General features: G+C 66.8%; 18 protein-coding genes. 8 read left to right on the top strand and 10 right to left on the bottom strand.

The genetic code is table 11. The features are described from left to right. Positions 1–165 precede the first annotated feature (165 nt). Positions 166–642: an Hpt domain-containing protein gene (locus AB0313_RS05865; RefSeq protein WP_366304234.1), complete on the bottom strand. Its 477-nt coding sequence runs from the start codon at positions 640–642 to the stop codon at positions 166–168. 594 nt (positions 643–1,236) lie between these two features. Between AB0313_RS05865 and AB0313_RS05860 the strand changes: the two genes are divergently transcribed. From AB0313_RS05860 to AB0313_RS05850, 3 genes are read left to right on the top strand one after another with little or no spacing between them, the layout of a single operon-like run. Next, a complete protein-coding gene (locus tag AB0313_RS05860) occupies positions 1,237–1,887 on the top strand; it encodes a hypothetical protein (protein ID WP_366304232.1) in 651 nt (216 codons plus the stop codon). Continuing rightward, entirely contained in the window at positions 1,884–2,303 is a 420-nt protein-coding gene (locus tag AB0313_RS05855) for a DUF5305 family protein (RefSeq protein ID WP_366304230.1), read from the top strand. The genes AB0313_RS05860 and AB0313_RS05855 overlap by 4 nt, the downstream gene beginning before the upstream one ends. After that, the gene (locus tag AB0313_RS05850; protein WP_366304228.1) at positions 2,300–3,721 is read left to right on the top strand and encodes an EAL domain-containing protein; all 1,422 of its coding nucleotides are present in this window, start codon (positions 2,300–2,302) and stop codon (positions 3,719–3,721) included. The genes AB0313_RS05855 and AB0313_RS05850 overlap by 4 nt, the downstream gene beginning before the upstream one ends. 90 nt (positions 3,722–3,811) lie before the next feature. Here AB0313_RS05850 and AB0313_RS05845 read toward each other — a convergent pair whose 3' ends face one another. The 4 genes from AB0313_RS05845 to AB0313_RS05830 form a co-directional block, all read right to left on the bottom strand. Beyond that, positions 3,812–3,949 (bottom strand): hypothetical protein, encoded by a 138-nt coding sequence (locus AB0313_RS05845; protein ID WP_366304226.1) that lies wholly within the window; start codon positions 3,947–3,949, stop codon positions 3,812–3,814. Between the two features lie 307 nt (positions 3,950–4,256). Beyond that, on the bottom strand, positions 4,257–4,811 hold the full coding sequence (locus AB0313_RS05840) for a copper resistance protein CopC (RefSeq protein ID WP_366304224.1): 555 nt from the start codon (positions 4,809–4,811) through the stop codon (positions 4,257–4,259). A 12-nt stretch (positions 4,812–4,823) separates the two neighbouring features. Further along, on the bottom strand, positions 4,824–5,558 hold the full coding sequence (locus AB0313_RS05835) for a YcnI family protein (protein ID WP_366304222.1): 735 nt from the start codon (positions 5,556–5,558) through the stop codon (positions 4,824–4,826). A 124-nt stretch (positions 5,559–5,682) separates the two neighbouring features. Next, on the bottom strand, positions 5,683–6,273 hold the full coding sequence (locus AB0313_RS05830) for a hypothetical protein (RefSeq protein ID WP_366304220.1): 591 nt from the start codon (positions 6,271–6,273) through the stop codon (positions 5,683–5,685). A 171-nt stretch (positions 6,274–6,444) separates the two neighbouring features. On the opposite strand from AB0313_RS05830, the gene idi reads away from it, so the two are divergent. From idi to AB0313_RS05815, 3 genes are all read left to right on the top strand, one after another. Continuing rightward, positions 6,445–6,999, top strand: a complete 555-nt coding sequence (gene idi, locus AB0313_RS05825) for an isopentenyl-diphosphate Delta-isomerase (protein ID WP_366304218.1) — start codon at positions 6,445–6,447, stop codon at positions 6,997–6,999. Between the two features lie 166 nt (positions 7,000–7,165). Beyond that, positions 7,166–8,101: a lipid kinase gene (locus tag AB0313_RS05820; protein ID WP_366304216.1), complete on the top strand. Its 936-nt coding sequence runs from the start codon at positions 7,166–7,168 to the stop codon at positions 8,099–8,101. Between the two features lie 832 nt (positions 8,102–8,933). Then, entirely contained in the window at positions 8,934–9,146 is a 213-nt protein-coding gene (locus tag AB0313_RS05815; RefSeq protein WP_366304214.1) for a hypothetical protein, read from the top strand. 181 nt (positions 9,147–9,327) lie between these two features. On the opposite strand, the gene AB0313_RS05810 is transcribed toward AB0313_RS05815, so the two are convergent. The 5 genes from AB0313_RS05810 to AB0313_RS05790 form a co-directional block, all read right to left on the bottom strand. Then, on the bottom strand, positions 9,328–9,771 hold the full coding sequence (locus AB0313_RS05810) for a YdeI/OmpD-associated family protein (protein ID WP_366304212.1): 444 nt from the start codon (positions 9,769–9,771) through the stop codon (positions 9,328–9,330). 75 nt (positions 9,772–9,846) lie between these two features. Continuing rightward, positions 9,847–11,115 carry a hypothetical protein gene (locus AB0313_RS05805; protein WP_366304210.1) on the bottom strand — a complete coding sequence of 423 codons (1,269 nt, stop codon included), beginning with the start codon at positions 11,113–11,115 and terminating at the stop codon, positions 9,847–9,849. Continuing rightward, on the bottom strand, positions 11,112–11,615 hold the full coding sequence (locus AB0313_RS05800) for a hypothetical protein (protein WP_366304208.1): 504 nt from the start codon (positions 11,613–11,615) through the stop codon (positions 11,112–11,114). Before AB0313_RS05800 ends, AB0313_RS05805 begins: the two co-directional genes overlap by 4 nt. 1 nt (position 11,616) lies before the next feature. Further along, a complete protein-coding gene (locus tag AB0313_RS05795; RefSeq protein ID WP_366304206.1) occupies positions 11,617–12,753 on the bottom strand; it encodes a hypothetical protein in 1,137 nt (378 codons plus the stop codon). Positions 12,754–12,829: 76 nt separating this feature from the next. Beyond that, entirely contained in the window at positions 12,830–13,285 is a 456-nt protein-coding gene (locus AB0313_RS05790; protein ID WP_366304204.1) for a hypothetical protein, read from the bottom strand. 382 nt (positions 13,286–13,667) lie between these two features. Here AB0313_RS05790 and AB0313_RS05785 point away from each other — a divergent pair, with 382 nt between their 5' ends. After that, positions 13,668–15,068, top strand: a complete 1,401-nt coding sequence (locus AB0313_RS05785; RefSeq protein WP_366304202.1) for a glutamate decarboxylase — start codon at positions 13,668–13,670, stop codon at positions 15,066–15,068. Between the two features lie 23 nt (positions 15,069–15,091). Further along, on the top strand, positions 15,092–15,961 hold the full coding sequence (locus tag AB0313_RS05780) for a class II glutamine amidotransferase (RefSeq protein WP_366304200.1): 870 nt from the start codon (positions 15,092–15,094) through the stop codon (positions 15,959–15,961). The last annotated feature ends 20 nt before the right edge of the window (positions 15,962–15,981 follow it).

Here is a 15,981-nt window from a genome sequence, read left to right as displayed (position 1 = left end):
CTGCCCTCGATACGCCCGTACTTGCTTCTGCCGATTGCGAACCGACATCCAACACCTCCGTAATCGGGTGTTGCTTCGACCGGTTGAATACGCCTAGGTTGCCTGTTCAGAGGCCGTCCCCGTCGCGGCGTCGTGGAGAACGATTCTGAGTATCAGGCCAACTGATCAGGCGGAGGGCAGGTCGTGCTGGCGCCGGAGTTCTGCGATGGTGTCGTGGCCGTGGATGGCTATCAGTGCCAGCAGGGTGGGGGCCTCACGGAGATTGCCTTGCCGGAGGGCCGTATCCAGGGTGTGGGCCAGATGCGCCAGGCGGGAGCCGCCCACCAATGCCGAGGTGACTTTCAGGCTGATAGCCGCGTCGATGGCCATCGTCAGGTCTTCCTGTTCAACGGAGTTCCTTAGCCGGGCGTGGCGCTGGTCCCACAGTCCCGCGAAGTCGCGGGCAAACTGCAGTGCCATGCCAGGCGCACCCGTATCTTCTGTCAGCGCTTCGAGAGCGGCAGGTTCAAGCAGCGGCAGCATCTCCACGGCAGGGTCCCTTACGGGAGTGACCGGGAGTCCCACAGTATCGGCGCCCGTGGAGAGGCCGGCGGCTACCTCCGCCGGGTCCCCGGGGTGCGTTGATGATGTTGAAGCGGCCATCCTCCCACGCTATGACGCCGGAGCCAGGCAGAGGGCCATTGTCGGCTGATCCTGCGGAAACACTTGGTTTGACTTGAGCCTGTGTCGCGGCGGGGTCGGCAGGCCTTTGCTGGCTGACTTTGATCGGGCCATTTTCGAAGCACGAATTTTGCGCAGATTTACCCCGAGATTCCCATGATGCTTTAGCGCGTTCAAAGGTTCGCACAGGTTAATCCAAGGACGGTGCTAATTGTGGTTTGCCGCTGGTAGCTTCGATGAGTCGAAGGGTCTACGGACAGGGTCAGCGATGACAGTGGGGCTGAAAAGTGCTGCTGCCGACGCTCACCGGCCGGCAGTGTCCTTGGCCCCGCCATCCAGTTGTACTTGGGGGTTGCGCCGCCGCGGGGTCCGCTCAGGGGCCTGCCAGCCATCGACCCACTCAAGCCTCAGGCCCATGACCTCGTCGGCCGTGCCATAGTCCATATCCCGCAAGGCGGCCTGTGGCTTCAGGACCTCACGAGCCCCCCGGGCCTGGCCCTTGCCACGTTTGCTCTGTTGGCAGGTGGCAGGGCCGCAGCCACCACCCGCCGCAGCCGAAAACGAAGGAGAACAGCAGTGTCCCGCCACATCAGCTCCAGTCCCACCCCGGCACTCAACCTTGGCGGACTGCCGTCCTCCTTGCGGATCTCGGCAGCTCTGTGCGCTGCTTTCGCCGTCCTGGGCACCGTCCTCGGGATCTTCGCCTGGTCCGGGCCTCTCGAAGCAGCCTCCACATCACAAGTCAAGAGCGGCACCCGAATGGACTTCTCCTACACCGCTGCCGTTGGGACCAGCCCCGCCTACGACGGAACCACAGCCAACTCACCGGACCCCGTCTTCCGTAAACTCAGCGACACCGTGGACGTGCACTTCGCCTACCACGGAGATCCCGGCACGGTGCGCGTCACCGCGGTCCTGTCCACCCAGGGCGGCTGGCACGCCACGACCCCCCTGGCCGGGCCCGTGACCTTGAACGGTTCCGGCGACGACGGGAAAGTCACCCTAGACCTGAAGGCCCTGGAAGCCAAGGCACAGGCAGCCTCGGCCATCACAGGCCTGCCCGCCACCCCACTTTCGGTCGTCGTCACCCCGCAGATCACAACAGCCGACGGAGCCACCTTCGCGCCCGGCCTCAAACTCACTCTCACACCCCAGCAGCTGGCCCTGACCGGGGCCCCCGACACGCTCCGTGTCACCGATACCGCAACTACGGAGAAGACGCCATGACCCCCCGGATGCTCGGCGTCAACGGCCTGAACATCACGGCCGCGGCCGCCCGGTTAATCTCCGGGGTCCTGCTCGCCGCGGCCCTGGCCATCGGGGTGATCGTGGTGGTCTTTGCCCGCCGGACTGCCCCGGTAGATGAGGCTGCGGCGATCCGCCGCCGCTACGCCGCGCTGCTGGTCCGGGTCCACCCCATGCCCGCAGCGCAGGGCAGGCCGGTTATCGACGTCACCACGTTCTCAACCCTGGCCAAACTCGCCGAACGCTACGGTCTGCTGGTCCTGCACTGGTCCCGCAGCGGTGTTGAAACCTTCATCGTCCAGGATGAAAACATCACCTACCGCTACCGGACGGGCCCGAACCACGCAGCCGCTGCTACCGAGCCAGTGGACGCTGACCCTGCTACCGTGCAGTCATGACCGCATCCACAGACGGCAACGGTCCCCCGCCTCTGGCCCCGGCACCACCACGGGACACGGCCGGCCCAGTGCCGATCACTGCCGGACGCCTTCTGCTGTGCGTCCTGTCTGTACAGGCCGCCTTAACCCTCGCGGTTACGACGGCGCTGCATGCTTTCGGCCAAGACTTTCCCGACTCACCGGTCGTTGTCATCCTCCCGGGCTCGATCGCCGCAGCGCTCGTCGCCGCTGCAGTCATCCGAAACCGAACCCATCAGGATCCCCGCGAGTCATTCATCCCCGGGCGCATCGGGGATCTCCTGGGCGCAGGCCCGGACTGGCTCTGGGCCGTGGACAGTAAGGGGATCTTCACTTTTTCCAGCCAGGCAAGCGCTTCCCTGCTCGGCTATGCGCCCTCGGACCTGTTAGGCAGGCCTCTCAGCACTGTCCTTGACGACGCCGACCGGGCCAGCGCGCGCCGAAACGGCGCCCACCTCCACGATCAGCGTACGGGCGAGTGGGCCGGCGTCGTTGTTGCTTTCCGCCACCGCAACGGGACATCAGTGTGGATCGGAGTCACCGGCACCGCCCGCCGGGCTCCCGACGGTACAGAACATGGCTTCGAGGGTGTCGGCAGGCTTCTGCCGGGCCAGACGGTCCGGACCCTCCTCCACGGACGCAGCATGGAACACGCCGGCAAGACGGGCCGGGCACGGGCCATCATCACCGCTTTCCAGCCCGTCCACAACCTCAGCACCGGTACCATCACCGGCGTCGAAGCCCTGGCCCGGTTTCCCGGCGACACGAGCCTCAGCCCCGACCACTGGTTCACCGATGCCACCACAGCAGGCCTCGTCCGCGAACTGGATTTCGCAGCCCTGCAAACGGCACTGCAGGACGCAGCCGGTCTGCCCGCAAACCTCACCGTCGCACTGAACCTTTCACCGGAAACCTGCCTCGACCCGCGCCTGCCCCGCCTCCTGGACGAAGCAGGCATCCACCCTCACCGGATCGTCCTGGAACTAACCGAACGGCAACCCGTGGATGACTACGACTCCCTCCTCACCGCCCTGGCGCCCCTGCGGAACCGAGGACTAAGGGTAGCGGTCGACGACGCAGGCTCCGGCTTCTCCTGCATGCGCCACATCCTGCAACTCCAACCAGACATCATCAAGCTGGACCGCTCCCTCATCACCGGCATCCATGCCAACCCGCGACAGCGCGCCCTCGGTGCCGCAATGGTTCAGTTCGCCCAGGAAACAGGCGCCACCATCGTCGCCGAAGGAATAGAAACCGAAGCCGACCTCGCCACCGCCCGCGGCCTGGGAATCCACGCCGGACAAGGCTACCTCCTCGGCCACCCCACAACCCACGCCGCGGACTGGGCAACATGGCACGCGGCGGCTGCCTGTTCCGCCACAGATGAGCAGGCTGCGTAAGCTGGGCAAGATCAGGCTCTGGCCCGGCACTGCCAGAGGCCAGTCCGTCCCAGGCCGGGACTACCAGCGTGCGTCCAAGTCCCAGCCGCGTTAGGCGCAGGCAGCGCGCGAGAACTGCTCCACGGCCCAGCCCAGGATGACCTCATCAAAATCGTTCAGAATCGGGACGACACGGATGAAAGCATCGAGTTCCATTTCACTGCCCTGCCGCAGAACGAGCTCGGCCACATGGGCTCCTTGAACACGACACAAGCCTCGGGCCGGCGCCGCTCGTCGCCCCCGTCACTACACGCACATCTTCTTCATTCCGGTATGCGTCGCTGATGCCTCCGTGTTGCCGGTGGGGTCCGTCGCCTTGGCCTTGTACGTGAGCCGACCGTCGCTCAGGCTCGAGAGGTTCAGGCCGCCACGGCCAGGGCCGTTCACAACCCGGAAAGCACAGGGATGGGCCAGCCGCCTCGGAGAAGCCCGATTGGCTGCGGAAACTGCTGTTTCCGGATTAGCAACGGGCTGTGGAGGTGGCGGCCGGCGCGCTTTACCCCTCGCCCTCCGGGTTCCGCAGCCGCCGCCGGATCAGCAGCCCGACCACCACCAGCCCGACGAGCAGGACCGCACCAACAATCCCCGCCACCACAAGTTGCGTAGGAAGGCCGGCATCCGCGGCCGCAGCAGGCGCGGCCGACGGCACCGAGTTCGGGCCGCCGGCGGTGAAGATGAACGTCCCCTCAATGGGATGGCCGTCCGAGGACACCACCCGCCACACCACCGTGTACTTGCCTTGCGGAGCCCCTGGCTTCACCGCCTGGCTGACCTGGTTGTCAACGATCGAAACCGGGCCGTCCGCCTGGTCTGTCCCGCTGGCATCCTCCACGCGCACGATCGAGTTGATCGCGATGGGGGTGTGGTCGAAGGTCAGCTCGATCTTCTCGGGCATGGTGCTGACCGTGGAACCGTTGGCCGGGTTGCTGGACTCCAGGGAGTCGTGCGCCTGCGCCGGCGCCGACGAAAACAGCAGGAAACCGGCGGTGGCCAGCGGTAGCAGCACGCGGGCCAGCCACGCCGCCGGGCTTTGGGATTGAGACTTCTTCATGAGTATTCCCTCCTACTTTCCGGCGGCGCGGGTCCGGCGGCCGGCGAGGACCAGGCCCAGTGCCGCAGCACCGAGCACGAATCCTGCCGCCCCCAGTACCACGCCCCACACGGACGCCGCATCGCTTGAATCCTGGGCTGTCCGGCTCACTGTCTCGGCACTGGGCGACGGTGACGCCGTGGTGGCGGCAGCGCCGTCGTCGGCCGTTGTCACGAACGACGGCGCCGGGTGCTGGGGCTCCGGCTGCCCCTCGGCGCTCTCCTCGTCCCACTTCACCACGCTGCCGTCGGTGTACGTCTGGGCCGCCTTCAGGGTGACCCTGGTGCCCTCGGCGGGAAGCCGGCCCACGGACAGCGAGAACGCCTGGTACTGGTTCTGGCCCAGCTGGTGGGCTTCATCGGCAGTCCAGACCACCGAGGTGGGCGCCTTGGTGACCGTGGTGCCGGAGATGGTGACGGGCTTGGGCAGTTCGCCGGTGATCACCTGCGCGGTCCAGCCCTCCACGGGCTTCACGGAGACGGAGGTGAAGGGTGTGTCGGTTGGCAGCGTGACCTCGAGCTTGCTGGTCTTGGCGGTGGGGGACTCGTTGGGGACGTTGAACGTCAGGTGGGAGTAGCCGTTGGCGCCGGTATCGTCCGGGTTCACGCTGACGTGCGCGGACGCGGCGGTGGCGCCGGCGGCGACCAGTCCCGCGGCGGCAGCGGCGGCTGACAGGGTTTTGAGGGTACGGCGGAATGAGGTGTTCAAAGCAAGCCTTCCAAAGGGTGCGCCACAAGGGCCGCGTGGGCGGCGGCGCGGAAAAGAGGGGACAACGCGGGGGCCCACTGCCTGCTTGCGGCAGGTGGGGACGGCGCGGAGAGAGCGGCAGCCGCTAGAGCGCGGCGTGGAAGGCCGGTGGCCCGCGCAGGGCAGGCAGGCGCAGGTTGCGCCACCGGAAAGGAATAACGACGGCGGCCGGCGCGGGAATGCGCGGCCACTCCGGAACGGCAACGGCAGCCAGGATCCGGACCAGCGGGCGCAGCCAGGCGGCCAGCGCCCATACGGCGGCTTCGCCCCGGGCAAGGACCAGGGCGGTGGCCAGGGTTGCCGCGGCGTGCAGGGCCAGCATCACGGCCCCGGGTACGGCGGCGTGTTCAGGTATCAGGGCCGCGGCCGCAGGGGACAGCGGGGAGACGCCGTGGGCATGGGTGCCCGCAGCGGGAGTGAAGGTTGCGGACACGGAGAGCGCGTCGAAGGCCCAGTGGAGGAGCAGTTGGCTGGACCCCAGGAGCCCGATCATCGCCGGGGCGCTGATCGTGGTTTTCGAGAGGATGGTGACTGGCGCCAGCACCAGGGCCACGATCCCTGCCACGATGGCCGGCTGGGGCAGTACCCCGCCGGCCAGCACGTGGGCCCATGCGGCCAGGGCGAACATGGCCGCGGTGAAGGCCACGGCACGGGGGAGGCGGAACGGTGCACTCATGCCACTCGCCGCCCTTCCATCCGCTGTTGCCACCTTCCACTGTAGGGAAAGCCGGGCGGCGGCGGGTAATCCGGGGCGGTGATCGGGCCGGGGAGGCCCGGGGACCGCGGTATCCGCCAGGGCGGCCCCATATCCGTAGGTAAAGTAAGCACGGGCACCATGGGAGGGCAATTGAACCGGAACGCAGAGCAAGTGGTCCTGGCGGCCGACGACGGAACACCTATAGGCGTCCAGGACAAAGCCACCGTGCACTCCGCTGACACACCGCTGCACCTGGCGTTTTCCGCCCACGTGTTTGACCGCGCCGGCCGCATCCTCCTCACCCGCCGTGCCCTCACCAAGCTCACGTGGCCCGGCGTCTGGACCAACTCCTTCTGCGGCCACCCCGCCCCGGGCGAGGACCTCGAGGACGCCCTGCGGCGCCGCGGGGAGTACGAGCTGGGTCTCCGCCTGGAGCAGGTGGAGCTGAAGGTGCCCGACTTCCGGTACCGCGCCGTTGATGCCTCCGGCGTGGTGGAGAACGAGATCTGCCCCGTCTTCACGGCACGTGCTGCATCGCCGCTGACGCCCCGCGCCGATGAGGTCATGGAGTGGCAGTGGACCGATCCCGCGCTCATCACTGCCGCCGTGGCCGCAACACCCTGGGCCTTCAGTCCCTGGCTGACCCTGCAGCTGCCGCTGCTCTACCCGGACCGGTTCGGCGCGGCGCCCTTACCCCTGGGTTGACGTACGACGCCGGACGTAAGCTGATGGGGTGCTGAACGGTTCAAACATAGGTATCAACGTTGGGACGCTGGTGGCAGTGGGCGTTGCCCTGTACATCGTGCTGGTGGTGCGCCGCAGGAAGTGAGCGCCGGTGCCGCTCCCGGTTCCGCCACCTAGGAAGGTCCCCATGAAGGCTGCCCGGGACGCGCACTCCGTTGCGCTGGTGATCAACGCCGGCGCACGCCTTGCCGCAGCCGGGCCGGAGCAGGCGCTGGGCAAGCTGCAGAAGGCCGGCCTGCCCATCTCCTCCGTGCACTACGTGGGGACGGGAACGGAACTGACCGGGGCGCTGGACCGGGTGCTTGCGGCGGAATACGACCTGGTGGTTGTAGGCGGCGGCGACGGCACCGTGTCCTACGCCGCCGGGCGGCTTGCTGGAACCGGAACCGTGCTGGGGGTCCTGCCGCTGGGGACGGCCAACGACCTTGCCCGGACCCTGGAGATCCCGTCCGGCTTGGACGCGGCTTGTGCTGCGCTCGCGGACGGAAAAGTGGTGGACATCGACCTGGGACGGGCCAACGGCGAGCCGTTCCTCAACGTTGCGTCGGTTGGGCTGTCAGTCGGTGTGACCGAGAGCCTGAGCCCGCGCCTGAAGCGGTCCCTGGGTCCGCTGGCCTACGGCGTTGCCGCAGTCCGCGCGTACGCCCGGCACAAGCCGTTCCGCGCCCGGCTTGAGTTCCCCGCGGGGGACCACCGGACGCTCGAGCTGGAGAACATGCTGCAGGTGGCGGTGGGCAACGGCCGGCATTACGGCGGCGGCAACGCGGTCTCGCCCACTGCGGGGATCGACGACCACGCCCTTGATATCTATGCCATCCCGGGGGCGCCGCTGCGCGAGCATATAAGGATCGCCCGCATGCTGAAGGACGGCAGCTTTGTTGAGCGGGACGGCGTGTACCACCTGACCACGCAGCAGCATGTCCGGCTGGTCACCGAGCCGCCGCTGCCGGTAAACCTCGACGGCGAGATCGCCACGGTCACCCCTACGGACTTCACCATTGAGCGGAATGCGGTGCACGTCGTGGTGCCGCACCACAGCAACGCAGCGCGGCTCGACGGGTAGCGGGCAAACGAAAAGCCCCACGGGAAATGTCTCGTCCGCGGGGCTCCTCAGGTGCATCCCTACCCAGCGGGACTCTTCATAAACCCGGCAACCAAGCCGGGCCTTCGACGTGGCCGCGGGCCGGCGTCGTACTTTCCTTCAACGATGAGGGGACCGACGGCTTTTTTCGGATCGACGCTGATCCGTGCCTCCGCCGTCGGCCCCTGGCCTGTGGGATGTGGAATGGGTTGCCTGGCGGCGCCGCTTCTTGGCGCCGCCAGGCATCTGAGACCATCGGTTTTATCCGATGCAGGAGCGGGTTGACTGGGCCCAGTCCCCAGGTGCATTAAGCTGCGTTCCCGTCCTTCACGGATCACTTTGGATGGAGCGCCTCAAGGTCTTGCCGGGATTCGATCAAGACTGCATCAAGGTCGGCGCAAATTTGGTTGGCGGCATTTAGGAGTTGCGGGATTCTCGACGCACTGCCGCATTTTCGACGCGAACATTCCCTGGCGCGGCGGTTATCTGGGCCGCGAAGATGCACCTGTGCGTCGCGGAATGAATTGCGCGTCGACAAAGCCCCGAACTTCTGAGCCCCCGGGCCTATGGGGGTGCCTAGGTGCAGGTCCCCCACGGAAGCTCCTCCTGAATTGGGTATCCGGAGTGGTCATGCGGGGTACCGGCTACCCTTTTGGCGCCCCTGGTGCCCGTGTAGCGTTTGGAACTGCCGGAGAGTTCCGCGTTGGCGGGACTCAGATTTGTGGGGAATCGGCTGGGGGACCCAGTTGCGCCCGCCCAGGTCCTGGGCTGGCCGCATCTTCACCTGCCCTTGCCGAATCCAAGGAGCCAACCCATGTTTAAGCGCAACATGCCCGTTCTTGCTGCCGTCTTCCCTGCGCTGTTCCTTTCCGCAGTGCCCGCCACCGCTAGCGCCGCCTCTGACGATGAAGCCCTCAACACCTACGTGGACTGCCCGTTGGAGCGTATCGGCACTCAGTTGGTCCGCTGCGACAACCTCACCGGCACGGGAGCGGAGGCACCGTTCTGGATACCCGAGCAGAAGTAGCACCTACGCTGCAGCGCCCCTGGTGCCCGGTTCCCGCATCCGAGAGCCCGCTTACCCTTACAATCCCACCAATTAGTAAGTAGACTGATGAATGAGGGCGTGGTGTCCAGCAGTGCGGCGCTGCGTTCTTATCCATTCCGGGCGCTGCCGTCGCCAGCGAAAGCTTCCGCCTCCGCGAATGCTACTTCTTGTTGGCCTTGAGGTCTTCTATCACCTTGGCAATCCGACGCGACCGGGTTTCCGCCGTTTTCGCATCGGCGATGGGCTCCACGTAGCGGCGCTGGCTGCTGTAGTTCAGGGTTGCGTAGAAGGCTTTCGCTTCGGGTTCGGAGTCCAGAGCGGCGGCGAGGTCGACGGGAATTTCAACGACCCGCGGTTCGGTGTCCAGTTCCAGGTCCACCTCGACGGTGTCCCCGGCGGCTACTCGCGTAAGCTCCCGGTGCGCGGCGCTCACGCTGACCATGTTCCGGCCACCCATTACGGCAACGCTGCTGCGGTAGCTTTCGCCGTTGATCGTGACGATCACCGGCGGGCGGCGGCCGGCATCAAGGGCATGGACCACGTGCTCGGGTACCTCGATGCCGGTCTTGTTGCCGCTGCCTTGGATCGTCGTGGTGAATTTCATTCCCACAGTATGCGGTACTGCCTTTCCGGGATGGATGCAGGCGGCGCGGATGCGGGTTCCGCGCCGCCTCTGGCGTCAGAAGCGTGTCGCCGCTGTTGGGGTGGGGCTGGCCGTGGTGGCTAGTGCGTTCCCCGCGAGGTCGGCCAGGCCGGCGGCGGGGGTGTAGATCGGACTGCTAAGTGGAGAGGATGTGGGCACTGAACCTGAGGACAGGGCTCCCAGGGTGATGACCAGCGAATTGCTCGTCGAATCCCAGCTGAGCGTGGACGGGTTCTTGATAGTGGAACTGTTGCCGTTGGACGTGCCGGCAAAGACGGCCGGCGTTCCCGCCACGTAGTCCGCGCCCAGATTAATGGTCCCGATGGCAAGTCCGGCGCAGCCGGTGGTAGTGAAGCTGATGGTGTCCTTGGTGGCATCCGTACCGTTGGTGATCGTGGCGGTGCCGTTGATGGCTGAGCCGGTCCAGCCCGGGCAGAATTTGTTGAGGTTCATGGCCTCGGTGAACGGGATGTTGACCGTGTCACCAGCGTCAATGGTGCCAACTTTCGCCCCGCCGCTTGTTCCGTTCGCCAGCGCCATTGCTTTGGTGCCCGGTGGGGTGGTGTCGATTTTGACTGCCTGGCTCTTTGCGGTCCCCACGTTGCCCGCCTTGTCGGTGGCGAAGTAGGACACGGTGTGTGTCCCCTCTCCGGTCACCGGGACAGAGGCAATGGCGCCGTTCACTGTCTGCTGCGCGCCGCCGTCGACCGTGTAGGAAATGGAGGCGACGCCGGAACCTGACGTCCCGTCGTCGGCGGTGATGGTGACGGTGACCGGGCTGGTGTTGTTCCAGCCCGCGGCGTTGGGCGTGGGTGAGACCGACGCGGTTGCCGTCGGCGGAGTGGTGTCGATGCTGGCTCCGGTGCTGCGCGGGCTTTCCGCGCCGGTCCAGAGGGCGATGGTTGGGGTGACCGTGTAGTACCAGACGCCGCCGGGCACGTTCGATTCGGTGCACGTCAGTGTGGTGACGGTCCCGGCGCAGCCGCCGGTGGCCGCCGTCGCGGTTCCGCCCGTGGCCGTGGAGTAGCGGGAGACCAGGTACCCGGTGGCCGGGCGGCCGTTGCCGGTGCTCCCCGCGGCCCAGCTGACGGCCACGGAGGTGCCGGTGGCGGTCGCGGTTGGCTTGGAGCCTGCCAGGAGGGCGTCGGCAGCGGCGGCTGCGTTGTTGCTGCTGGTGGTGGCGGCCCAGAAGGCGTAGGCCGGGGTGCCGGCGCCGAGCAGGAGGGTCAGGGTGGCGGCGATCCACGGCAGCCTGCGCTGCCGGCGGCCGCTCGTGGACTGCTGGCTTCTGGTGGTTGAGCTCATTTCCGCGCCTCCACAGTGACGGGCAGGCTGAAGGTGGCGCCCTGGCAGGCTGCGAGAGAGGTGGTGTCCATGGCGGCCGCTCCGGGGAGGGTGATGAGCGCTGACGAGTTCGCGGCAACGTACGTTGCGGGTGACAGCGGGGCAGTGGTCCCGGTGAAGCTGACGCCGGTGGTGGTGCAGCCGGGGTGGTTGGCGTCCGCCGCCGCGGGGCCGTTGGGGGCAACGCTGTAAACCTGGACGTCGTAGGGGTTGGGGTTGGTGAGGTGGAGTACGACGTCGGCGCTGCCGCCCGGGATGAGCGTCGTCTTGGGGGTGTCGCCGGCTACCAGGGCGTCCACGGTGACGATCTGCATGGTGGCCGCTGTTGCCGACCCGGACCCGGACCCTGTGGCGCTCCAATAGGCATAGGCGGTTCCGGTGCCCGCCGTCACCAGGAGTGCGGCCAGGGCTGCACCCCCGATGCCGCGCTTGGTGCGGACCGTCCTTGCGGTGCTGGTCATCTCAGTTCCCCTGTCCTGATCCGGAGTATGCGAGCTGGAGGGTTGCGCCTTTGCAGCCGTCCTGGTTGGCGGAGGTGTCCAGCATGCCCACCCTCGGCCACGCCGCCTGGGCGACTCCGATAGTGGAGAGGGAGCTGCTTCCGGTTGGGACAGCCACCGGGTAGGCGCCGCTGAACTGCGTGACGGTGAAGTCCTGCGCGGTGCAGGCGAGGTTTTTCGCCACCGCGTCCGCGCTCCTGGCAACCCCCGTGATGGCTACGGACAGGTTGGTCACGGAGAGGGGCTTGCCGGTGGGGTTGCTGATCTGCAGGTCCAGCCCGGCCGACGTGCCCGGGGACAGTGTTCCCGGGACGTTCCCGGAGAGCGTGAACTGCTTGATGGTGGAGTCCAGGACCAGTTGGACGTTGGCATAGGCGTACTGGGTCTTCCCGGTGGAGTCCACGCCGCTTCCCACCAGATACAGGCTGGAGGTTCCGGTGGGGGAGGCCGCCGTGGTGGCTACCTGCAGCGTGGTGGAGTTACCCGTTGCGGGGTTCGGCGAGAACGACGCCGTCGCACCGGCCGGGAGCCCGCCCATGACGCTGAAGCTGACAGGTCCGGTGAAGTTGTTGCGGCTCAGCTGCAGGGTATACACGGCGGTGGCGCCCGGTGGCATGGTCACCGAGTCCGGGGTGGCGCTGACGGAGAACGAGGCGGAGACCTTGTAATTCACGGTGAGGCTGGCGGTGGTGCTGCCGGAGACCTTGCCGCTGGTGCCCGTGATGGTCAGGGAGCTGGTACCCGCGGGGGTGCTGGCCGTGGTGGCGGCAGTGAAGGTGGCCGTTGCCGTTCCGCCGGAGCTGAGGGAGACGGACGACGGCGAGAAGGCACCGGTTGTTCCTGCCGGCAGTCCCGCGCTGGTCAGGTTGACGGTACCGCTCAAGCCCCCGGTTGAGGTTACTGTCACCGTGTAGGAGGCCGACTGTCCCTGCTGGACGGATTGGCTGGCAGGGGAGACCTGCATTGTTATGCCCGGTTTGGGATTACTCGCTGCCGCGATCAGCGCACCTGCGCTGACAAGCACCAGCATCAGCGCGATCAGTGTCGCCTTGATACCGATCCGCGTTCGCCGTCCTGGCTGTCCGTCCTGGTTGTGCACCCTGTGCCCCCTCGTGTTTGGTGCAGATGACGGCAAGCCGGGGGCGGTTTGTTGCCGCCCCCGGCCCGCCCGCTTGTTAGTGGCTGGTCACGGTCACCGTGATGGTGGCACCCTTGCAGGCGTCCTGGGGTTGGGTGGGGTCATCCTTGAAGGAAATGGTTCCCGCACCGAGAGTCGCGGTACCTCCGGCCGTAATGGTGGTGGTGTTCGTTGGGACCGAGGCCGCGAACCAGTTAGCGTCGCAGCCGTTATTCGCAGTCACGACTGCGTTGTCCAGGGTCACTGTGGTGCTGGACGTGTTCGGGTTGGTCGCCGAGTAGGTGATTGGCTCGGAAGCGCCCGGCGTGAGACCGCCCGCAAAGCCCGCGGAGATCTGGATCGTGGCCGATGTGGTACCGCCCGATGCCACGGCTGTTCCACCGCCGGAACCCGTGGTGCTCCAGTAGGCGTAGGCCGCACCGCCGCCGGCAGCCAGCAGGGCGGCGGAAGCGGCAACGGCTGCGATCTTGGACTTCTTGGTCATTTTGCGCATGGAGAGACTCCTTCTAAATGTGATTGAGAACCCGTTCCCCCATAGGTGGCTCCATCCAGGTGCCTTCCGGTGGATCGATGACCCAATGATTTCGGTCCGGGTCACAGCGCAACAACACGTACCGGTACCCGATTTTCCAGAGAGTCGAGAAATCCGCTACTTGGATTGCCGACCCACTACTCAGCGGCTTCGGGATGTACTTGACCTTCGTAGGCCCAACAAAAGCCCGCAAAGTGAGCGCTGAGAGGGCCGGAATAAGTGGTCGCGAGGCTTCCTCTTCCGTGCCGTTTCCTCCGGCTCCGTGAATAATACGGAGTGCTGGGAACAGCGGAAGTGCAGCGGCAGGCACCTGCCTGCGGCGACGGCGGCGAAGGAGCTGGACATGACAAGGGCACACCGGAGCACACGGCACGAGCCCGAAACGAGCGTTGAGCTGAACCCGTTGTTCAGCCGCCCGGGGGAGTCCACCATCTTTCCGCGCTTCACCATCCCGGACAGCGAGTCCCTCCCGGGCACCGCCTACCAGGTGGTGCACGACGAGGTGATGCTGGACGGCAACTCCCGCCTGAACCTGGCCACCTTCGTGGGGACCTGGATGGAACGGGAAGCCTCCCAGCTGTATTCGGAAACGTTCGACAAGAACATGATCGACAAGGACGAATACCCGCAGACGGCGTTGATCGAGACCCGGTGCTGGCGGATGCTCGCGGATCTGTGGAACGCGCCCGATCCATCGGCGGCCATCGGCACCTCGACTGTTGGATCCTCCGAGGCGTGCATGCTCGGTGGCCTGGCCCTCAAGCGCCGGTGGCAACACCGCCGTCGTGCCGCTAAAAAGCCCACGGACGCACCGAACATCGTCCTCAGCTCCGCCGTGCAGGTGTGCTGGGAGAAATTCTGCAACTACTGGGAAGTGGAAGCCCGGTACGTGCCCGTGTCCGCGGAGCACCCCACCCTGGACGGGCACGACCTGGACCGCTACGTGGACGAGAACACCATCGGCGTGGTGGCCATCATGGGCGTCACCTACACAGGCGCCTACGAACCCGTGGAACAGATTTCCGCCGCCCTGGACCGCATCCAGGCCAGCACTGGCCTGGACATCCCCATCCATGTGGACGGCGCCTCCGGGGCCATGGTGGCCCCGTTCCTGCAGCCCGAAGTGGTCTGGGATTTCCGCCTCCCCAGGGTGGCCTCCATCAACACCTCCGGCCACAAATACGGCCTGGTGTACCCGGGCCTTGGGTGGATCGTGTGGCGGGACGCCAACGCACTGCCCGAAGACCTGGTGTTCCACGTCAGCTACCTGGGCGGCGACATGCCCACCTTCGCCCTGAACTTCTCGCGACCCGGCGCCCAGGTGCTGCTGCAGTACTACCTGTTCCTCCGGCTGGGCTTTGCCGGCTACAGGTCCGTGCAGGCCAGCTCCCGCGACGTCGCCCTGTACCTCTCCCACGAAATCGGGGCCATGGACGCCTTCACCCTGTGGAGCGACGGGTCCGACATCCCGGTCTTCGCCTGGCAGCTCACGGACGGCCATACCGAAAACTGGAACCTGCACCACCTCTCCGAGCGCCTGCGCATGAACGGCTGGCTGGTCCCGGCCTACCCGCTGCCCGACGGGCTCAGTGACATTACCGTGCAACGGATCGTGGTCCGCAACGGCTTCACCCGCGACCTGGCAGCGAGTTTCCTGGCCGACCTGAAGAAGGAAGTGGCCTACCTGGACGCCCTGGAGGCGCCCATGCCCGCGCAAAAACAGAAGCAGGCGTTCCACCACTAGCCGTTCCTGCAGGGGAGTGTCCCATGTGTCGATTGTTCGGGCTGCACGCCGGGTCCCGGCCGGTCCATGCCACCTTCTGGCTCCTGGACGCCCCGGACAGCCTGTCCGAGCAAAGCAGGCGCGAGCCCGACGGCGCGGGGATCGGCACGTTTGATGACGACGGCGGCCCCCGGGTCACCAAGCGTCCGCTCGCCGCATGGGAGGACCACGCCTTCGCCCGGGAGGCACGGCGGCTGACCAGTACCACTTTCCTGGCCCACGTCCGATATGCGAGCACGGGCGCACACACCATGGTGAACACCCACCCTTTCGAGCAGGACGGGCGGCTGTTCGCCCACAACGGCGCCTTCCACGGCCTCGACCGGATCGACCAGCGCCTGGAGGATCTGGGCGCGGCCGGACTGGTGCGCGGCCAAACCGACAGTGAACGCCTCTTCGCCCTCATTACGGCCGAGAGCCGGCGGGCGGACGGGGACGTTGGCGAGGGCATCACCCGTGCGGTGGGCTGGGTGGCCGCCCAGCTGCCCGTCCTGGCACTGAACATCATCGTGACATCAGCAACAGACCTCTGGGCGCTCCGCTACCCGGCCACCCACCCGCTGTACATCCTGGAAAGGGATCCCTCAGCCGAGCCTGCCCCGGCCGCGCCCCTTGACGCCAGAAGCCACCGGATCCGGTCTCGAAGCACCGAACTGTCCGTTTCCCGTTCGGTCCTCTTTGCCACCGAACCCATGAACCACAACCCCGGATGGCGGCCCATGGCGCCGGGGGAGCTGGTGCACGTTGGCCCGGACCTGGGAGTGGCCTGCACCTTTCCCTTCCCGGACCAACCCAAACACCTGCTCACGCTCGCTGACCTGGAACCGTCCGCGGCGGCGTCGCAAACGTCCTGACGGCACGCGTCGGGCTGGTG

The sequence above is a fragment of the Pseudarthrobacter sp. NPDC080039 genome, assembly GCF_040702335.1.
In the GTDB taxonomy this organism is placed as follows: domain Bacteria; phylum Actinomycetota; class Actinomycetes; order Actinomycetales; family Micrococcaceae; genus Arthrobacter; species Arthrobacter enclensis_A.
This window is presented reverse-complemented; position numbering and strand designations above follow the sequence as displayed.

Bases quoted from the DNA above. Each gene is read 5' to 3' on its own strand.
- AB0313_RS05865 (WP_366304234.1), bottom strand. From the start codon at position 642: ATGGCCGCTTCAACATCATCAACGCACCCCGGGGACCCGGCGGAGGTA.
- AB0313_RS05855 (WP_366304230.1), top strand. From the start codon at position 1,884: ATGACCCCCCGGATGCTCGGCGTCAACGGCCTGAACATCACGGCCGCG.
- AB0313_RS05850 (WP_366304228.1), top strand. From the start codon at position 2,300: ATGACCGCATCCACAGACGGCAACGGTCCCCCGCCTCTGGCCCCGGCA.
- AB0313_RS05840 (WP_366304224.1), bottom strand. From the start codon at position 4,811: ATGAAGAAGTCTCAATCCCAAAGCCCGGCGGCGTGGCTGGCCCGCGTG.
- AB0313_RS05830 (WP_366304220.1), bottom strand. From the start codon at position 6,273: ATGAGTGCACCGTTCCGCCTCCCCCGTGCCGTGGCCTTCACCGCGGCC.
- AB0313_RS05820 (WP_366304216.1), top strand. From the start codon at position 7,166: ATGAAGGCTGCCCGGGACGCGCACTCCGTTGCGCTGGTGATCAACGCC.
- AB0313_RS05815 (WP_366304214.1), top strand. From the start codon at position 8,934: ATGTTTAAGCGCAACATGCCCGTTCTTGCTGCCGTCTTCCCTGCGCTG.
- AB0313_RS05810 (WP_366304212.1), bottom strand. From the start codon at position 9,771: ATGAAATTCACCACGACGATCCAAGGCAGCGGCAACAAGACCGGCATC.
- AB0313_RS05805 (WP_366304210.1), bottom strand. From the start codon at position 11,115: ATGAGCTCAACCACCAGAAGCCAGCAGTCCACGAGCGGCCGCCGGCAG.
- AB0313_RS05800 (WP_366304208.1), bottom strand. From the start codon at position 11,615: ATGACCAGCACCGCAAGGACGGTCCGCACCAAGCGCGGCATCGGGGGT.
- AB0313_RS05790 (WP_366304204.1), bottom strand. From the start codon at position 13,285: ATGCGCAAAATGACCAAGAAGTCCAAGATCGCAGCCGTTGCCGCTTCC.
- AB0313_RS05785 (WP_366304202.1), top strand. From the start codon at position 13,668: ATGACAAGGGCACACCGGAGCACACGGCACGAGCCCGAAACGAGCGTT.
- AB0313_RS05780 (WP_366304200.1), top strand. From the start codon at position 15,092: ATGTGTCGATTGTTCGGGCTGCACGCCGGGTCCCGGCCGGTCCATGCC.